Below are 17543 nucleotides of genomic sequence, written 5' to 3'. Positions count from 1 at the left end.
GCAAGAAGTGACGCCCGGTGCCGTTGGGCACCGGGCGTCTGCGCTGGGGTAGCGGTGAGGGTGCTTAGCCCTGCGGAGAGTCTTCTCTCCGCGCCGGGTTGGCACGTCGTGCGGCACGCTCGGCTCGCTCGGCTTCTATCCGGGCTCGTTCGTCGGCGGTCAGGACGTGGTCACGAGTGACGTCCACAATCGTCTCCAACCGCAGTCTAAGGATGGCGTCTGCCTGCTCATCGTTGACGCCTAGGGCAGCTCGGAGGGCAGACCGGCACGCCTCGACGTTCGGGGCGCGACGGATGAGCGTGGTGGTGTCCTGGAGCTGTTCGAACGCCTTCAAGTAGGCGTCCAGGTTCTGAAGGGTGTCCTCAATGCTCTCGCCGGTCACGACGTTGCGCAGCACGCCCGAGTTGTCAGCGATCTTCTCGATAGTGAACATCGTTGTGTCCTTTCGTGGTGGTCCGGGTTGTGGCTGTTCAGTACGGGAGCGGCTCGTCGGAAGGAGGCAGGTTCCACCGGCCCCATGGCTCCTCGTCGGGCGCCGCGCTTCCTTCTGGGCCGCCCGGTTTATCGCCGGAGGACTGCGTACGGGTGATCTGAGCGGTGGCGTAGCGCAGCGACGGGCCGATCTCATCGATCTCGAGCTCGATGCTGGTGCGCTTCTCGCCTTCCTTCGTCTCGTAGGAGCGCTGCTTCAGGCGGCCCTGCGCGATGACGCGCGACCCCTTGGTCAGCGAACCGGCGACGTGCTCCGCGAACTCGCGCCAGACGCTGGCGCGGAGGAACAGAGCCTCGCCGTCCTTCCACTCGTTCGCCTGACGGTCGAACGTGCGAGGGGTGGACGCGATGGTGAAGTTGGCGACAGCCAGCCCGTTCTGCGTGTAGCGCAGCTCGGGATCGGCGGTGAGGTTCCCCACCACAGTGATGACGGTCTCGCCGGCCATCAGGCAATCCTCGTCACGGAGTTAGCGGCTTTGAACGGCATTCTGATTGTCATGCTGTTGTTCCCTTCTTGGTGGTGCGTCGCGAGACGCGGGTCTTCTCGAGGGTGGCCTCCAGTGCGAAATTGACGCCGGTGCCGCGGGCCGCCACAGCCCCTCGTGCGGGGAGTGAGGTGTCGGCGATCGAGTCCTTTCGCCCGATGTAGATGCCCGCTCGCGGCGATGCGGCGACGACGGAGCGATCACGCGAAGTGCGTTCGCTCCAGGGTTCCCCGTAGACGATCAGCGCGAACACGGTGATGGGGATGATGACCGAGGCGGCCAAGCTGCCGAACTGGAGAACTACTGCTACTAGAGCCACCGGAATCCCCAACCAAAGGGGCCAGGTCGCAGCCAGCGTGGCGATGATGCCCGGTTTCAGGGGATTGAGCACCGCAATGGCTGCGACGCCGATCCACAGTGCGACACCGAGGATGAGTATCCGCTTCCTGCTCGCGACCACCCAGTTCAGCATTGAGCCTCGATCGGGCGCTCGAGCATGTGCTGGATCATGTAGGTGCGCTCCTCCAGGTTGGTCATCCTGTTCTCACGCTTGACTTGCCAGCCTTGGTCCCTGAGCTGCTCTAGATCCGCGTTCATCTGAGCCAGGGCGGCCGCTTCCGCTCTCTGAGCGTCCGCGTCGACGGGGGTGAGGGGGATTGGTTCGGTGCAGCGAGCGAGTCTTTCGACCTCGCGCCGCCGTGCCGTCATTGGCATCCGTCGCACTGCAGAAAGTCCATCGGGTCGATGGGCACTTGGTAGCCGCCGACGCTGTCGGACTGAGTGTCTGGGCTGACTGCCGGGCTCGGTGGCACCGACGAGCGGGGGTCTTCTTCCACGAATGATCCTTCCGGTACTGAGCGCGCTGTGCCGCTCACTACCTAGATGGGCCGAGCGCGCAGTCGCATTGGACGCTGTCCGTTACGCCTCCGTTCGAGCTCGGTGCGCGCTCGGCCCATCTAGGTAATGAGGGCAGCTGAGTCGGGGCCTCCACCCCCGGCTCAGCTGGCCTCGATACCGACCTGTGGAGGAGACGGGAATGAACGGCAATGCACGGCTGACACGGCCACAGCAGAAGACCCAACGTGACGAGGCGGCCCAGTGGTAAGCAACCCTTCCGCCTCAGCGTGGGTGACCTGCCCCCACTGCGAGGAATACGTTCCGAACGGCGCCTTCTGCTCCTTCTGCAGCTTGCCGCTGGGCGGCACCCTCAGCGATCTCTTCCCCGAAGCGGGCCGAGTTGCCACCCACGCGGAACCACTCGCCCTTCCCCCAACGGTGGCACCCGAAACAGCCGCCGAGCTGGCACGCCAGGTGATTGAGGAGCGTCCCGCCGAAGTCGCTGCACAGCCTCCGGCCGGAGGAAAGCGGCTCTCACTGCTGCGTCGACGCTCCGAGAAGAACAGTGTGCCTGCAGCATCGGCGCACGGAGAGCCGGAGCTACCTGCCGTCCCACCGCTGGCATCGGCCGAGACCGTTCAAGTAGATCCCGGACTGCTCTCGCGCGTGCAGCCGCTGGCACCCGCGCCGCCGCTCATCATTGCGGCCGGACCCGAGGATGTCGCCGCAGCCCGCACCGCTGACGAGGACCTCGACGATGGCTTCGACGAGCGCACGATGCTACGCCCGCCCCGCATTGCACACGTCAAAACCCGCCGGTATCTCCAGTTCAGCACCGGTCTGCGGGTGCCAGTTACGGGCGAAGGGGTGGTGGGGCGCGCCCCCCACGTCGAGGACTCCGTCACGCGCGTCGTACAGATCGCCGATCTGGGGCGCGAGCTCTCGCGGACTCATTTCGCGTTCGGACTCGATGGCGACGGCGTGTGGGTGATGGACCGATCCTCGGCCAACGGAACCTGGGCGGTCAATTGGGCCGGCGTCCCGGCCGGGCAGCTGATCCCGGAGACGCGCTACACCCTGGCCCCCGGGGATGTCTTCGAGTGCGGCGGTATCCAGATCACTCTCCGTGTCGACGGAGAAGCCGGATGAGCTGCCTATCACCCACCGTCGGTGGGTGTCGGCGCACGTCGGCCGACTGCACTTTTCACCTCTCCTCAACCACAACCTAGAAAGGACCACCCATGCTGCACCATCTCGTTCGTCTCGAAAGCGCAATCCTTGTCCACACGGACAATTCCGACCAGAACCCCTTCGACGGCGTCAAGCCGTCGATGGACTTCTTCGGCGGTGCGTTCAAAGGCACCTGGCAGTGGTGGCTCGGCGGCGCCTGGGGCGCTTGCATCGTCGCCTCCGCGTTCATCGTGATCATCTCGCTTCTTCACCTGCGTCACATCAATAGCGAGGACAACCCGCAGAAGAAGTCGAAGGGACGCAACAAGGTCATCGGCGCCTTCATCACGGCGGGCGCCCTCACACTGGTTCCGACGCTGTTCGCCGGCATGATCTTCTTCGCGAACGCGGGCAAGGCATGACCAGTCCTACGACGCCACGAAAGGGTCGGCGCATCTGGTGGCTCATCGGCGTAGCGGTGGCCCTCGTGGTCGCCGTAACGGCCGGGATTCTGATCGGCCAGGCAGGCAAGGCCCCAGAGGCGGCCCCTCGAGCGACCCGTACACCGTCGAGCCCGACGCCCGCGGCAACTGCCGCCCCCGATGCGTCCGCCGCTCGCGGATGTCTCCTCGGCACACCGCCAACGGCCGTCATGTTCAACAAGCTTCGGGCGGAAAAGAACTTCACTCCCGTCGGCGCTGTCGAGTTCCTTGGGGCCTACCAGCAGCTGTCCACTTACTCCGACCCCGGAATGGCGGTCGGAGCACGTGACGCATTGATTGCGGCAAGCGCCGGCAACGTCCTTGAGCGGGCGACAGCACTGCCGAGCGTGGGTAACCCCTTCGGCGACGAATCATCGCATGCGTTCTCGCTCTACACCGCCCGCTACGTGATCGAGTCAGCCAAGCCCGACCAGGTCGTCGTCGCCCTCACCGGGTACCTGCTGAAGGACGGGCAACCGTCGAGCACGGACGGCCAGCACGGGATCCGCGGCGGGGGATTGTTCACCCTCACCCCGACTGACGACGGTTGGCAGCTCGTCAACGGGGCCACTGTCGACGCGGCCGCGGTTGAGCGTACCGGCAGCCCGTTCTCTGGAGGCTGCTGATGGCCGCCGACAACAGCTGCGGGCCCTTTCAGTGGGTGTGCGACACGGGCTCGAACATCGGAGACGCAATCGGCGGGTTCATCCCCGAACCCGTCAAGGCGATCACCGGTGGAATCCAGTTCGCGGCCAACCCGCCCGGATGGATCATCGAGCAGTTTCAGAACGCCATCCAGTTCCTCGCCGGAGGGCTGATTCCTTGGGTGCTCAACGCGCTGAAGCCCGACTTCTCCGCGCGCTGGTTCCTCCAGTCGTACGCGCTGTCGTTTGGGCTTTCGTTGCTAGTCCTTGCTGTTATCAGCCTCTTCGTGGTGTTCGAGCGCAAGAGCGGTAAAAGCTCTGGTCGGACGGTGATCGATACCTTCGGAATCGCGATGCCAGCCTTCCTCATTGGTACGGCATTCGGTCCTGCGATCGGTATCGCTACCTCCACTCTGATTACGTCCCTGGTCAGTTGGCTGGCCCAGTGGGGAGTGTCCTCGAGCACGGTCGACTTCTACTCGAACCTCGCTCACTCCTTCAGCAAGCTGGACGTCGTCGGATCCGGCATCGGGTACTTCATGGGCGGATTCCTGCTCCTGGCGATGATCGTCACGCTCGTCGCCGTGGTGCTCATGCTGATGGTGCAGCTGGCGATGCAGTACCTGATGGGCGCGATCATCCCGCTCGGCTACGTCTGGATCGTGCACCCTGCTACACGGAAGTTCGGGTGGAAGGGCCCGATCATCTTCTCCGGGATCGCCATTTCGCACGTGCTCCTGTTCCTGCTCCTCGGCATCGCCTACAAGGCGGTCAACGCGAACATCGCGAGCATCGAGTCGGACGCAACCAACCCTCTCCAAGCACCGCAGACCTTCGTCAAACTCGGACTGACCGTGCTGATGATGGGTATCGCCGCGCTGGCCCCCGCCGCACTGTGGCGCCTGGCTCGATTCACTAACCCGGCCGGCGGCGGTGGCACAACCCGCGACGGGGGCGTGTCTGCGCCGAACCCGAACAACATCCCGGCACCCCAAGGGTCCAGCTCGCCCGCGCGAACCGCTCAACAATCGCCGGGCGGAGCCTCTGGCGAGCCGATCCCTGCGGCCGGCCCCGCGGCCGCCAAGGGCGGCGGTGCCGCAGCGAGCCCGGCTTCAGGCGGCGCGGCAGCGTCCGCCGGCAGCGCAGGAGGAGCGGCAACGGGCGCGGGCGGAGCCCTCGGCGGCGCCGGGGGTGCGCTCGGCGGCGCTGGGGGCGCGCTCGGCGGCGCTGCCAGTGGTGCCGGTGCCGCGGCAGGCGGAGCGGGCGCGATGGCCGGGGCGGGGGCGGCAGCCTCCGCAACCGGTGTGGGGGCCGCCGTTGGCGTGCCGATGCTGCTTGCCGCGGGCGCTCGGGCCGTTGCCGCTGGCTTTCAGAAGCTGGAGGCGCACGCGAATCAGATCGGCGAAGCCGGAGACGAGAGGGACTGATCAATGGCACGGACCGGAGTTCTTGGCGGCGAGTCGACATCTCGCGGCTTCCTCGGCGGCAACGTCGGCAAGGGCCGCCTTTGGACGCTCGCAATCGCCGGCGTCGCCGCTTTCATCGTCGCGCTGCTTTTCATGCCCTGGGGATTTCTTATCGGGATCCTCCTGGTGGCGGCCGCGTGGGTAGCAACCATGTCCACCCGGAACGGCTCCCTCCTTTCCCGGGTGGTGCGCAGGGCTGCCTGGCGGGGCAAGGTGAAGAACGGCTACGACCACTTCATCCCCTACATTCCCGAGATGTGGGAGGAGTTCACCGAGGCCTACAACACCGCCAAGGGTCGCCGCCAGCGACGGGCGGCGCTGCTTCAGTTGCGGGCCATGCGCGATGTCCCGGACGGGATGGACGGGTTTTCGTGGCTGCGATCCCGCCGCCGTCAGCCGGGTATCCAACTTCACGAGCCTGACGGTGCTGAGAGCTACCTGGCGGTCACTTTCGCCACGGCCGGACAGGTCGAAGGGCTCGACGGGGAGCCCGTCTACGACTACGCGTCCGCCGCGGCGGGACGCTTTGCCGCTGGCTTCGGCTCCCGGCAGTCTCTTGCGCAACGCATCCAGTACGTCTCTCACGTTCAGCACGCCGATTCCGCGCTCCACGCGTCCTGGCTCCGAAGCCGACTCGATGATGAGACGGTCACCATCGACGGGGTCGTCCGTTCGCGTGTCCCGCGTATCCTCGCCGTCTCCTACCGGCAGCTCCTGACGAAGTACACCGCTTCATCACCCGTCCAGCATCGGTACATCACCATCAGCTGGCCGCTGTCGCCTCGCTTTCGTGCCCGCGCCGCCCGCCGCGGCGAAGGCCGTGAGGGCTGGGTTGTCTTGATGGACGATGAGATCCGCAGCATCCAAGCCGACCTTCTCGCTGCGGGATTCAAGAACGTCACCGCTCTCACCGCCCTGCAGACTGCCGCGGTGTTCCGGCACCTTCAGTTGCCGCAGTACGACATCGCCCGCATCGACGACCTGTCCGCCTACAGCGGCTGGCTCCCCTCGAAGGACGAGTGGTCGTACACCACCTACTCTGCGGAGCTCGACGGTGAGCTGGCCGTCTCCTTGGCGCGTACAGCGCGAATCACGGCCGAGCACGTCGAGACGGGTGAACGCGGAGTGTTCTGGCATGACGCACTGCTCACCAGGATGACCCGCCCGGTCGTGCGCACGATCTCCTTCCACATTGAGGTCACTTCGCAGCAGGAAGCCCGCAAGGCGGCCGCCGCGGACTTCACCTCGGATGAAGCGGACCGGCTCCGCGCGGTCAAGAAGGGCGAGCTGGTCGACGCGGCGACGAACGTCGGGCAGCGCGCCTCAGCCCGCCGCCTCGGCGATCTTGAACCGGGAACCGGTATCCATGGCGCGAACTGGGTCGGGTACATCACCATCCACGCTGCGAACAAGACAGCGATGGTCGACGCCACGGAAGCCATCGAGGACGCCGCCGGCCAAGCCGGAATCGATCACCTCGAGTGGATCGACTCCCTGCACGCCACCGCGAACGCGACCACTTGGCCCACCGGCCGCGGCATCACCCCAACCCCCCGTTCGACCGACGCGCGCGTGCGCGACGTCCTGGCCGGCACCGGACCGAAGGAAGCGCTGTGACCGACACCCGAGAAACCCCGATCGACCTCGACATCGACCGTCTGACCTCTCCATCAATGGAAATGATCCTGCTGGCCGATGCCCCGCATGAGCCTCAAGGCTGGGAACGAGAGCAGGGTTGGTTCAAGAGAATGCTCGGCTTCGGCCGGGTCGCAGTGCAGGGGGCGCCGTCGACGACTCGGCAGACGGAGATCCTCAACCTTGCGCTGACCGCAGCCCCCACCTCGACAGAGGGGATCCTGATCGGCCAGGACGGACTCACCTGGTCGATGGTCGCCCACGACCCCGTAACCGCGTACCTGCTCGGCATCGTTGATTCCCCCAATGTCGCCGTGCTCGGAGCTGTCGGTTCCGGCAAATCATCTCTCATCAAATGCGTCTACCTCCTGCGCCCACTGCTGCTGAAGAACACCCGGTTCGTCGTCGTCGATTACAAGCCGGGCAGCGTGGACGAGAACCCCAACGGCGAACAGGTTCTCTACGGCGAATATCAGCCCGTCGCCAAGACTGCAGGCGTCAATCCGATCCGGTTCTCGCTGGATGGGTTCGGCTCGCGTATCAACCTGCTGGACCCTGCGCTGCTCGCCGCGGGAAACTCCGGCGGCTCGCTCGCGATCCTCTCGAACGCGTGCCAGCTGCTGAACGATGGCACCCCGCTGACCGCCATTGAGCGCAAGATGCTACGCCAGGCGCTTGCCGACGTTGTCACGTCACGCGGCGACAGGGCGCAGCTGATGGATCTGATCGCCGAACTCGAATACTTCGCCCCCGCCGACAACCTGCGAGCGAATGTGGCCGAGGCGTACGCGTTGGCGGCCGCGACTGTCGGCGCGCTCCTCGAGCGGCTAATCGTGGAGTTCCCGGGCCTGTTCGACGGACCTACCAGCGAGGACGTGAGGCTCGACGAGAAGCTCACCGTCTTCGACATCAACGGGCTTCCGGAAGACGGCCCGTTGATCTCGATCGTGATGATGGTGATCAACGTCTGGGTGCTCGGAACGATTCGTCGCTCCCGTGTGGCCGGTCAGAAGATCGTCACTTACTTCATCGTCGACGAGGGGTGGTTTCTCGTCGGCGGCCCGATGGGCAAGATCATCCGCTCCAACGCCAAGCTCTCCCGCGGTCTCGGACTGTGCCTTGTTGTCGGATTGCACCACGTCAACGACATTCCGCCGGATGACCCCGCGATCGCGTTCATCAAAGAGGCCGGAACCCTGCACCTGTACCGGCAAGAGCGGCGCGACGACGCGGAGGCCGTTGAGCGGATCACCGGCCTGCAGCCGGGTGCCGCGCAGACCCTGATGACGTTGGAGAAGGGACACCACTACCTCAAGCGCGGGCAGAAGGCAGAGATTCACGTCCGCCATCTGCGCTCCAAGCTCGAGGAGACGCTCACCAACACCGACGGTGGCCTCGTCGGTGACGAGAAGCGACGGACCGCCGCATGAGCGCTCGTCGGCGCGTCATCGTCGTGCTCGCCTTCGCGATCGCCGCGGCGTTGACAGGATGCACCCAGCCCGCCACCACGACACCGACCGTCGCTCCCACCGTCGACGTCGAGGGCTGGACTCCCGCCGCTGTGACCCCCGCCCCTGACGCTTCCGCGGCCGACCAGGTCGCCGTCGCCTTCATGCAGGCGTTTGTTGCCACGAGCCGTTCTCCTGGTGAGTGGCTCGACGGAATCGCGCCGTACCTGTCCTCCTACGCTCGCACCGCCTACGCGGACACGAACCCGAACCTCATCCCGGCTCGTCACGTCATCGGGCCGGCCGAGATCATTTCGACATCCGACGTCGCCGCACAGGTGCGCATCCCCACCGACGCAGGCACATATCTCGTCCAGCTCGCACGCACCGACCCGGCCGGCGGCTGGGAGGTCGACCGGGCCATCGCGCCGGGAGCCGAGCAGTGAAGATCCTCACCATCCTCGCCGTCCCGGCAATCGTTGGCGCAATGATCGTCGCTCTCCTCTTCTCCGGTGGCGCCGCATCGGCGTGCGGCCCCCAGGCCGGTGCCTCCGTCGATGTGGCCAGCGTCCAGGCGGAGCCTGTCGCCGGGTACGCACACGATCGGCTGGTGAACGCGGCCCTCATCATGAATGCGGCCGCCGCGCTCGGCATGGACCGCACCGCGCAGACCATCGGAGTGATGACCGCGATGGGCGAGTCCGGGCTGCGGAACCTCGGCTACGGAGACGATCTGGCCGTCGTTACCAATCCCGACGGATCTCTCACCTGCTCGCTCGGCCTGTTCCAGCAGCAGTGGTGCCTTGGCACCTGGGGGACCAAAGCCGAAGTGATGGACCCCACCCACGCCGCGACGACGTTCTTCCAGCGTCTCGCCGGTGTCGCCGGTTGGCAGGACCTCGAACCGACTATCGCTGCCCACAAAGTGCAGGGAAATGCCGATCCCTTCTTCTACCGCGCTTACTGGGCGCCCGCAGTGCAGGTTGTCGCGGTCCTCAGCGGAACCAACGCCGCGGGGTGCGCGGTCTCAGGCGACGCTGTCGCCCTCTCCAACGAGCTCCTGGCCGCGCAGAAGGCGGGCACGTTCACCGACAAGGCCGAGCCCGGATTGATCGACGCAGAGATCGCGCCGATCGCGTCAGGCAAGGTCACGGCGAGCTGCCACATCGATGTCCGCGTGCTGCAGCTCCTGGTGGCAGCACTGCACAAGTTCAAAACGATCGGGATCAGCGACCTCAACCGCCCCTGCATCGGCTCCAAGCAGAACTGCCAGTTCTCCGCGCACTGCTTCGACCCCTCCACAGCGGTCGACTTCTACATGGCCGGCGGGCACACGCTCACCGGCGCGAACCAGCCGTCGATCGATCTGATCACGTTCATCGGCCCGATCATTCCCGCCGGGTCCCAGGTCGGCCAGTCCGACTGCCGCGCCAACGCTGGGACCAGCCTGTCTTTACCCGGAATCAAGCAAATCGCCGACACGTGCAACCACGTCCATGTCGACTTCCAGCGCACAACCGCCGAGCTGGTCCTCCCCGCCGGCTGAAAGGAACAACAGATGGTTCAAACAATCGCCGCGTCCCCCTCCTCGGCGTGGGCGCTGTCCGTGCTCACCTCCACCTCCTGGCTTGGTGCCGCAGTCGCCGTCGTCGGCATCCTTGCCGCCGCCGTTCAGACGATCCTCCTGGTCAGGATCCTCGGCTCGCAGCGAACCAGCACTCCAAACGGACCCGACGGCGACGTTAGCCGTCGAACCGAGCACACGCGCCGCCGCCTGCGTCTCGCCCTCATCTGGGCCGCCGCCGGGGCTATTTGGGCCGTCGTGATGACCGTTCTCTCCCGGCCGGAGCTGATCCCCTACGCTGTCGCCTCGGTCGGTGCCGCCGCGTCTGTCATCGCCATCGTCGCCGGCACCTCCCGCGCCCGGGGGACGCGCTCCTTCAACGGAATGAAGCTGCGCACGGTCATCGTCACGGCCGCAATCACAGCTGTCGTCGCCATCGGCCTGCTCTTCCTCGTCCCGCAAGCCAACAGCTGGTTCGGCGGAGTCACCGACCCGCAGCCAGCCAGCTGCGACAACGCAACTGCCTGCCCGCCCCCGGCCTGACCGCCGCCCACGAGAGGGAACTCCCATGTCCAGCGAAACCCGCGCCAAGATCGATTTCACGCTCGGCGGACTGATCATTCTCGCCAGCGCCCACATCGCGCTCGTCCTCACGGGCTCCGGTGTCCCCATCACCAACCCGCTCCGCAGCCTGATCGTGCTGCTTTCCCTCGTCATCGGGAAGCCGCTCCCGCACGGTGTCACCCTCGGATCGTTGCCGGCATTCGTGACGGTGCTCGTGACCTGCCTGATCGTCGGCGCCCTTCTATGGTGGGCAATCGTGGTCGCGATCCGCCGCCTCCACCCCGGTCGTAATTCGGACGACAACGGCCTGATGACGGCGCAACACCGGCGGAAACAGAACGCACGCACCAACACGCTCCCGCATCCGTTCGCGTTCATCGGCAGGAAACCGTTCCACGCCAACAGCGAGGACTCCTTCACCGTCGTCGCTTCATCCGGCGCTGGTAAGACGATGCGCTTCGTCGTTCAAATGGTCGCGCGCGCTGCCGGCGCCTGCGTGACCACCTCCACGCGCCTGGACGTGTTCCTGCTCACCGCGTGGATCCGCGGCCGCGTCGGTCGTGCCCTCACCTTTGCCCCCGAATACCGCACACTCCTTCCATGGAAGTGGCGCGTCCACTGGGACATCGTCGCGGGGTGTGAGAGTGCGGCGGTGGCGATGGAGCGCGCCGACGCGATCGCCAACGCGATGCCGCTGTCCGGGGACTCAAAGAACTCCGGGTTCTTCAAAGAGTCGGCCTCGCTGATCTTGCGCTGCATGATGCACGCCGCCGCCTTGGGAATGCCCGGCAGTGACAAGAAGTACACGTTCCGCGACGTCATCGACTGGATGCAGGACCTTTCCAACAACACGCCGTACACGATCCTTCGCGAGCACCCGAAGGCAAACCACCGCTGGTTCAATGACCTGAAGACCTTTGCCCGCGGGGATGCAGTCGAGACACGTAACAACATTCAGCAGACCATCACGATCCTGCTGAAGGCGCTGGCGATCGACGAGATCCTCGACGCGGTCTGCCCGGCCGACGGCGTGATCATGCTGAACCTCGAGGCGTTCATCGCCTCCACCGACACCCTCTACCTGATGAGCAAGAAGAAGGGCTTGGCGGCTCCGGTCATCACCGCCCTGGTCGAGTCCCTCCAGTCTGCCGCTATGGACGCAGGCGAGCAGAAGCCGCTCAGCCCCGTGCTGACGATCGTGCTCGACGAGCTGGCCAACGTGTGTCCGCTCCCGTCTGCGCCGTCACTGATGACCGACGGGCGCGGGCACGGCATTCAGGTCGCTGCCATCCTCCAGGGCCGCAAGCAATGCGAGCAGCGTTTCGGCACCGAAGGCGCGGACATCATCCTCCGGCTCTCGTCCTGCCTGATCTTGTTCGGTGGGTCGCGCGATTACGACTTCCTCCGCGAGCTTTCTAATCTCGCGGACAAGCGTGAGGTCACTCGCGAGTCAACTACGGACGGGCCGTCCGGCACGTCCACGTCGGCTTCCACCCAGGAGACCGACGTATTCACGGTCGGCCGTCTGCATGCGCTCGACGAGGGCATGGCGATCATGTTCTACCGGAACCTCCCAGCCGTAATCGTGCGGCTGCCCGCATGGTGGGAAAGCGACGATGCCGGTGACTACGAGATGAGCCAGAGCCACACCCGGAGCGAGCTAGGGCTTGCCGCATGAGCCGCAGGAAGAAGCAGCCGCTCGGGCCACTCACGCTCGGCGCGACAGTCGCCGACCATGAAGGCCGCATCGGAGCGCAAGCAGAGGATATCGACAACCTCGAAGGAGCCTTCCAGGGCCTGGGCGGTCAGATGACCAAGATCCTCGACTGGCTCGAGGCGCGCCCCGGAGGCCCCTGGTCGTGGCGCACACTCGACCAGGACGCGGCCAAGGAGTTGTGGGCTGAGCTCTATGACTGGGTGAACTGGTTGCGCGACCGATACCTCGTCCATCTCAGCGGCGACGACACCTATCGTCTGCTGAACGACTGGTACAAGCATCCGGTCGCGGTCGAAATGCTCACCGCCCTGATGGTCTCCCACCAGTACGTCTACCGGCGCACGAGAGCAGCGCCATCATTCGACCTCGTTGAGTGGCATGAACGCTGCTTGTGGCCCACCTTCCAACGGATGCGGGCTCTGAATCTGTTCCCAACCAGCCACGCCACCGACGCACCGTGGACGCCCGCGGACCCCCTTCCCAGGACTCCTGATGACGACAACTTCGCCGAGTTCGTGCTCGACGATCTTCGCTCACGCCCAGAGGGAGAGCACGTCCCGGAGCCCGTACGCGCCGACGGCCCGCCCGCGCTCACGGATGCGGACGCACCGCCGACGGAGGAGGACTGGGCCGAATGAGGGATGGTGACAACTCTCCGGTGACCACCGTTGTCACCACCTTCCGACCAGCATCCAGCACCGAACAGGAGCGACGGATCGGCGAGCGTGAGACGCGCCTTGCCACCCTCATCTTGCGTGGCTGGACACTGACGACGACAACGTCATCCGCCGGCAACGGAACCATCACCATCGTTGACACTCTGATCCGCCGCACCGCGCTCACACGCAAGGCGGGAGAGCCATCGCCCGCGGTTGCAGCCTCAGGACTTTCCCTCGTGGCGACTGCGTGATGTGACGTCCCCACCAATCCCGCGTACAAACGACCGCCTCCGGTGATCCCGGAGGCGGTCGTTTGTGTGCTGGCGGGCGGTTAGAGCTCTGGCCCGCTGAGAGAGCGGTGGGGTTCCTCGTCGACGTCGAGCGGTCTGCGACTGGTCGGGGCCGCGGTGACGTTGTCCACCCGTTCCGCGACGTCGACGCGATCGGCCGGGGAAGTTTCTGCGGTGGGTCGGCCGTTGGCTGCCGCCGACGCCCGAAGCTCTCGCAGCGCCGCCAACGCGTCTGCGTAGGCCGGGTCATCGTGGGCAGGTGGCGGCCCCAGTGGTGTGTCTGCGGAGATGTGGTGATAGTCGCGGTACGCGATGATCCGCGCCAGGTTGCGCCGCCAAAGTGCCCGCTGGCTGCCCTCCGGGGCGCTGCCCAGCGACTCCATCCACACAGGCCGGGTCGCTTCGGTGAGGTCGGTGAGGGTGTTGATGCGGTTGGCGATGAGGTCGGCCTGCTGGTTCACCCAATCGCGCACCGTCGGGTCGTGCCCGACGCTTCCCGGTGCCGGGGTGATCCACGACGGCAGTTCGATAGTGGGTACGCCGGCGGGGTCGCCTACCCGGTAGTGGAGCACCTTGGCCAAGGACCGAGCTTCGTTGAAGCCGTCGATGTCCCGGCTCGCTGTGGCGTTGCGGAGGACCGTTCGCACGTCCGACCCGCGCGCTTCGTGCGCGGCGAGACGTTCGGCAAGCGCCGCCCACGCCGGGTCGTCGGTGACGCGGCCGGCCGCGTCGCGGTCCAGCACGCTGCGCAGGATGATCTCCATTTTCATCTTGGTGACTTCGCCGAGAACGCGCACGTTGGCGTCCTCATAGGCAGGCACGAGCCGCTGCAGCGAGTTTGCAGCCTCCTGCTCCTGCTCTAGTGTCTCGGTGGCGGAGAGCTCTGCCTGTTCGCGGGCGAGGACTCGTTCGAGGCCGTGGAGGATGGAGTCCTTATCCCGGTCAGGGCGGTGGCCGTCGGCCCCCAACGTGTCGTCGGTGATCACGTACAGGTGGTTGCCCTGGCGGCCGCGCGTCGCTGCCACGTACAGCTGTTCGCGGGCAGTCCCGTCCGGGTCGATCATCGTGTGGGTGGTGTCGACGGTCATGCCCTGGGAGCGGTTGACGGTGGTGGCGTAGCCCAACTCGACGTGCTCGGCCACGTACCAGGCCGGGAGCGTCACGACGCCCTCGTGGCGGATGCTCTTGACCTTCAGCGAACCGTCGTCGCCGACTTCGAGGACGTGCCAGAGGTCACCGTTGGCGACGAAGTCCTTGCCCTGGTTGGCGCGCAATCGCCGGTTGTTGTCGCGGGTGACGATCCGGTCGCCGACGCCGGCGCGGTTGCCGTCGTGCAGGGTCGGGCCCTCAGGGGAGACGGTTCCGGCCGCGATCTTGTCGATGCGGGCGCGGGCGGAGAGCGCGACGACTTCCTCGTTCGTGGCCGCCAGCATGAGCGCTTCCTTGCCGTCGGCCTCGTCGCGCAGGAAGGCGTCGTAGATGTCCTCCAGCAGCGTCATTCGCAGTCCACCGTGAGTGCGGCCGCGGGTGACGTAGAAGTCGAGTGCGGTCTCCTTGCCGTCCCGCAGGCGCAGCGTGGCTGCGGCTTCTTCCTGGTCGACGAACCGGTAGACGTGTTCGAGTGCGACGGCGCCGACGGTCTTGTCGAGTAGCCGCAGCGTGCCGCCGGCTTCGACAGCGGCCAGCTGTTGGTAGTCGCCGAGGGCCTTGATGCTGGCTCCGTGAGCTTCTGCCAGTTCTAGGAGCTTGGCGTACATGGGGAGGCTCGCCATGCCGGCCTCGTCGATCAGGAGCACCGTGTTGGCGTCGATGCGGTACCGGTCGCTGGCGCGCTGTTCGGGCGTTCCGGTGGTGTGGATCTGGATGAGCTTGTCGGCGGTGTCGGCTTCGACGTCGATCTCTTCCGCCAGGACGGTCGACGCCGCGGCAGACGGTGCGACGGCGAGCACGCGGCCGCCGGCGGCTTCAACGGCGCGGGCGAAGGCGCGCATGGAGGTGGTCTTGCCGGTTCCCGCGGGGCCGATCCCGATGTCGATGAGTCCACCGTTGCAGGCGAAGTGGCGGGCGAGTGCAGCTTGGGTCGGGTCGAGCGCGTACTTGCCAGCGGCGATCTGAGCGGCGTTCACCTGCGCGAGGGTCGCGTCGAAAACGTCTTCCGGGACGCGGAATCCGGCGGTGGTCTGTGCTGCCTGGACCAGGCGTTCTTCGGTGTCAAGGATGCGCTGTGAGGTGTAGGTCTCGCCGCGGTAAAGGCGGTAGATCGAGGACCCGTTGGCGAGCTGCAGCGCCGCGGGAACCGGGTTCGGTTCGTCCGCGGTCAGCCGCACTGAGAGGTCGACCGTTCGCTGCAGGAGGGCGTCGCGGAAGGCGAGCGGATCGAGGTCGGGGTGGGTGGTGAAGTACGCGGCGACGGCGCGGTTGGCTTCGGCCTCAAGGTGGTCGATGCGCCAGGTGGTGCGTGAGTTCTCGACGTTGCGCAGCACGTACTCGGCGACCTGGTTGAGGTTCATCGGCTCCAGGATGCGGGCGCGTTCGCCGATATCGGTCGCACTGAATGCGGCGTCGAGCATGGTCTGGGTGCCGCCAGCACCAAGGTATCGTTCGGCGAACTCGGCCTCGGTGTCGCGAATCTCGTCCAGGCTGCGCAGCTGGTCTTTGGCTTCGCGTGTGGCCAAGTTCGCCTTCTCCAACATGGCCTGCTGCGCCTTGCGCGGGGGAGTGTGGCCGTGGGTGATGACGTACTCCTTGACGAGCTTGGCGTACTCGTCTTCGATGGCGACTCGGCGGCTGGAGCGCGCCCGGCACAGGTCCTGGTCGACGCCGGCAATCTCCGGAACGGGGCGCTTGTCGCGGCCGCGGCTGGTGTCGGTCCATGCCAGCCCGAGGCGCTGCATGGACAGCACCTGGACGAGCATGTTGTACCGCTCGGAGGCGGCGACGCCGAGGTTGTGGAGGATGCGTCCGTCCAGGCTCCGCCACTTGCCGTCGATGCCTTGGACCTTCGTGGAGACGGCCGCGTGGGTGTGCAGGTTGGGGTCACCGGACCGGGAGTCGAAGTGCTCGAACATTGTCACGGTGAGCCCGTGCGTGTCCATCTGGGCGACCCCGCCGGCGCCGACGCGTGTCTTTCCCGCTTCCTGCTCGATCCAGCTGAGGGTCATTCGGACGGCGTCGTTGTGGATCTCGTGTAGCTGCTGGGAGCGTTCTTTGTCGGCGAGGATCCAGAGCACGGAGAAGCTCTTGGAGGGGGTGAAAACCAGGTCATACCCAGCGACCGGCTGACGGTCCTGCTTGCCGATCGTGGCAAGGAAACGGGACACTTCGTTGTCCTTCGGTGCCCGTCCCAGCTGCTCCTGCAGGTGGGCAGTGGCGAGGTCCCAGCGGATCAGATCGCGCTCGACGCCCGGCTCGGGAACGCGGCCGTGAGCGGTGCGGAACTCGCGGTAGGCCGCGCCCACCATCTTCGCCCACTCGTCGGTCCCGGTCTGCGGCACCATGAATCGTCGCCCCAGCCGCGCGGCCGCGTGAGCCTCCTTCGCGCTCATTCCCTCGGCGATCTTGGCCTTGATGAACTCGTCCGCGTCCGGACGCAGCCCCTCGCCGAAGAGGGCCTTCATCTGCTCCTCGGAGACCTCGCCGGACATCCCGAGCGCAGCTGCTCCCTTGCCGAACCAGACGCCTGCCGGGTTTCCCTCGGCGGTGTAGTAGTCGGTGAGGTCTTCGCCGCGCTTGCGTGTCTGGTCGTGCGAGGCGACCTGCCGGGTGAGGTAGGTGTACCCATCTCCGGCGTGGAGGACGTGGACTGTCATCATCGGCAGCCGCCCTCCTTTCGGGTCAGATTCACGGGCTTATCAGCCCTTTTGCTCCTGCTTGGCCGTTCCGCACACTGCTAGTGCAAGAGGTGTGTTGTTTCTGGTGTCTCAGTGTAGCTGGTCGCTGCTCTGAGGCCTGGTATCGCTCGGCTCTGCGTTTGACTGTCGTCGTGGTGCTGCCTGCTCTGGATGGTGAGCTGATGTTGATGCTGGCTCGTGGTCGTCTGGCTGGCTGGTAGGCAACTCGGCTTCGCTGTCAGAAGTGCTGCGCCGCCTGC

General features: G+C 66.2%; 16 protein-coding genes. 12 read left to right on the top strand and 4 right to left on the bottom strand.

Features of this window, described 5'->3' with window-relative positions; translation table 11 throughout:
- Nucleotides 1-64 precede the first annotated feature (64 nt).
- The 3 genes from ACR9Y5_RS19575 to ACR9Y5_RS19565 are packed head-to-tail and all read right to left on the bottom strand — an operon-like array spanning nucleotide 65 to nucleotide 1449.
- Nucleotides 65-433, bottom strand: coding sequence for a hypothetical protein (locus tag ACR9Y5_RS19575; RefSeq protein WP_481299656.1), 369 nt, complete (start codon nucleotides 431-433; stop codon nucleotides 65-67).
- Nucleotides 434-470: 37 nt separating this feature from the next.
- Nucleotides 471-938, bottom strand: coding sequence for a single-stranded DNA-binding protein (locus tag ACR9Y5_RS19570; protein WP_481299655.1), 468 nt, complete (start codon nucleotides 936-938; stop codon nucleotides 471-473).
- 49 nt (nucleotides 939-987) lie between these two features.
- The gene (locus ACR9Y5_RS19565; RefSeq protein WP_481299654.1) at nucleotides 988-1449 is read right to left on the bottom strand and encodes a hypothetical protein; all 462 of its coding nucleotides are present in this window, start codon (nucleotides 1447-1449) and stop codon (nucleotides 988-990) included.
- 932 nt (nucleotides 1450-2381) lie between these two features.
- Between ACR9Y5_RS19565 and ACR9Y5_RS19560 the strand changes: the two genes are divergently transcribed.
- From ACR9Y5_RS19560 to ACR9Y5_RS19505, 12 genes are all read left to right on the top strand, one after another.
- Nucleotides 2382-2963 (top strand): FHA domain-containing protein, encoded by a 582-nt coding sequence (locus ACR9Y5_RS19560; protein ID WP_481299653.1) that lies wholly within the window; start codon nucleotides 2382-2384, stop codon nucleotides 2961-2963.
- 92 nt (nucleotides 2964-3055) lie between these two features.
- Entirely contained in the window at nucleotides 3056-3406 is a 351-nt protein-coding gene (locus ACR9Y5_RS19555; protein WP_481299652.1) for a hypothetical protein, read from the top strand.
- 230 nt (nucleotides 3407-3636) lie between these two features.
- Nucleotides 3637-4092 (top strand): hypothetical protein, encoded by a 456-nt coding sequence (locus tag ACR9Y5_RS19550; RefSeq protein WP_208041938.1) that lies wholly within the window; start codon nucleotides 3637-3639, stop codon nucleotides 4090-4092.
- The gene (locus ACR9Y5_RS19545) at nucleotides 4092-5537 is read left to right on the top strand and encodes a hypothetical protein (RefSeq protein ID WP_481299651.1); all 1446 of its coding nucleotides are present in this window, start codon (nucleotides 4092-4094) and stop codon (nucleotides 5535-5537) included. Before ACR9Y5_RS19550 ends, ACR9Y5_RS19545 begins: the two co-directional genes overlap by 1 nt.
- Before the next feature lie 3 nt (nucleotides 5538-5540).
- Nucleotides 5541-7193, top strand: a complete 1653-nt coding sequence (locus tag ACR9Y5_RS19540; protein ID WP_481299650.1) for a hypothetical protein — start codon at nucleotides 5541-5543, stop codon at nucleotides 7191-7193.
- On the top strand, nucleotides 7190-8641 hold the full coding sequence (locus ACR9Y5_RS19535) for a hypothetical protein (RefSeq protein WP_481299649.1): 1452 nt from the start codon (nucleotides 7190-7192) through the stop codon (nucleotides 8639-8641). Before ACR9Y5_RS19540 ends, ACR9Y5_RS19535 begins: the two co-directional genes overlap by 4 nt.
- The gene (locus tag ACR9Y5_RS19530) at nucleotides 8638-9105 is read left to right on the top strand and encodes a hypothetical protein (RefSeq protein ID WP_481299648.1); all 468 of its coding nucleotides are present in this window, start codon (nucleotides 8638-8640) and stop codon (nucleotides 9103-9105) included. The genes ACR9Y5_RS19535 and ACR9Y5_RS19530 overlap by 4 nt, the downstream gene beginning before the upstream one ends.
- Nucleotides 9102-10205: a hypothetical protein gene (locus ACR9Y5_RS19525; RefSeq protein WP_481299647.1), complete on the top strand. Its 1104-nt coding sequence runs from the start codon at nucleotides 9102-9104 to the stop codon at nucleotides 10203-10205. Before ACR9Y5_RS19530 ends, ACR9Y5_RS19525 begins: the two co-directional genes overlap by 4 nt.
- Nucleotides 10206-10217: 12 nt before the next feature.
- The gene (locus ACR9Y5_RS19520) at nucleotides 10218-10766 is read left to right on the top strand and encodes a hypothetical protein (protein ID WP_208041932.1); all 549 of its coding nucleotides are present in this window, start codon (nucleotides 10218-10220) and stop codon (nucleotides 10764-10766) included.
- Nucleotides 10767-10791: 25 nt separating this feature from the next.
- Nucleotides 10792-12465 (top strand): type IV secretory system conjugative DNA transfer family protein, encoded by a 1674-nt coding sequence (locus ACR9Y5_RS19515; protein WP_208041931.1) that lies wholly within the window; start codon nucleotides 10792-10794, stop codon nucleotides 12463-12465.
- Nucleotides 12462-13142, top strand: a complete 681-nt coding sequence (locus ACR9Y5_RS19510; protein ID WP_481299646.1) for a hypothetical protein — start codon at nucleotides 12462-12464, stop codon at nucleotides 13140-13142. Before ACR9Y5_RS19515 ends, ACR9Y5_RS19510 begins: the two co-directional genes overlap by 4 nt.
- A 20-nt stretch (nucleotides 13143-13162) precedes the next feature.
- The gene (locus ACR9Y5_RS19505; RefSeq protein WP_208041929.1) at nucleotides 13163-13414 is read left to right on the top strand and encodes a hypothetical protein; all 252 of its coding nucleotides are present in this window, start codon (nucleotides 13163-13165) and stop codon (nucleotides 13412-13414) included.
- A gap of 80 nt (nucleotides 13415-13494) precedes the next feature.
- Here the strand turns inward: ACR9Y5_RS19505 and mobF are convergent, their stop codons facing one another.
- Entirely contained in the window at nucleotides 13495-17265 is a 3771-nt protein-coding gene (gene mobF, locus ACR9Y5_RS19500) for a MobF family relaxase (protein ID WP_481299645.1), read from the bottom strand.
- Nucleotides 17266-17543 lie beyond the last annotated feature (278 nt).

Source organism: Leifsonia sp. KNZ13-11D, assembly GCF_056754895.1.
The sequence above is the reverse complement of the archived record's forward strand: the minus strand, read 5'-3'. Positions and strand labels throughout refer to the sequence as shown.

Excerpts from the sequence above, each read along its gene's own strand:
- ACR9Y5_RS19545 (WP_481299651.1), top strand. The coding sequence starts at position 4,092 with ATGGCCGCCGACAACAGCTGCGGGCCCTTTCAGTGGGTGTGCGACACG.
- ACR9Y5_RS19550 (WP_208041938.1), top strand. The coding sequence starts at position 3,637 with ATGTTCAACAAGCTTCGGGCGGAAAAGAACTTCACTCCCGTCGGCGCT.
- ACR9Y5_RS19570 (WP_481299655.1), bottom strand. The coding sequence starts at position 938 with ATGGCCGGCGAGACCGTCATCACTGTGGTGGGGAACCTCACCGCCGAT.
- ACR9Y5_RS19575 (WP_481299656.1), bottom strand. The coding sequence starts at position 433 with ATGTTCACTATCGAGAAGATCGCTGACAACTCGGGCGTGCTGCGCAAC.
- ACR9Y5_RS19530 (WP_481299648.1), top strand. The coding sequence starts at position 8,638 with ATGAGCGCTCGTCGGCGCGTCATCGTCGTGCTCGCCTTCGCGATCGCC.
- ACR9Y5_RS19565 (WP_481299654.1), bottom strand. The coding sequence starts at position 1,449 with ATGCTGAACTGGGTGGTCGCGAGCAGGAAGCGGATACTCATCCTCGGT.
- ACR9Y5_RS19540 (WP_481299650.1), top strand. The coding sequence starts at position 5,541 with ATGGCACGGACCGGAGTTCTTGGCGGCGAGTCGACATCTCGCGGCTTC.
- mobF (WP_481299645.1), bottom strand. The coding sequence starts at position 17,265 with ATGATGACAGTCCACGTCCTCCACGCCGGAGATGGGTACACCTACCTC.
- ACR9Y5_RS19510 (WP_481299646.1), top strand. The coding sequence starts at position 12,462 with ATGAGCCGCAGGAAGAAGCAGCCGCTCGGGCCACTCACGCTCGGCGCG.
- ACR9Y5_RS19515 (WP_208041931.1), top strand. The coding sequence starts at position 10,792 with ATGTCCAGCGAAACCCGCGCCAAGATCGATTTCACGCTCGGCGGACTG.
- ACR9Y5_RS19555 (WP_481299652.1), top strand. The coding sequence starts at position 3,056 with ATGCTGCACCATCTCGTTCGTCTCGAAAGCGCAATCCTTGTCCACACG.
- ACR9Y5_RS19520 (WP_208041932.1), top strand. The coding sequence starts at position 10,218 with ATGGTTCAAACAATCGCCGCGTCCCCCTCCTCGGCGTGGGCGCTGTCC.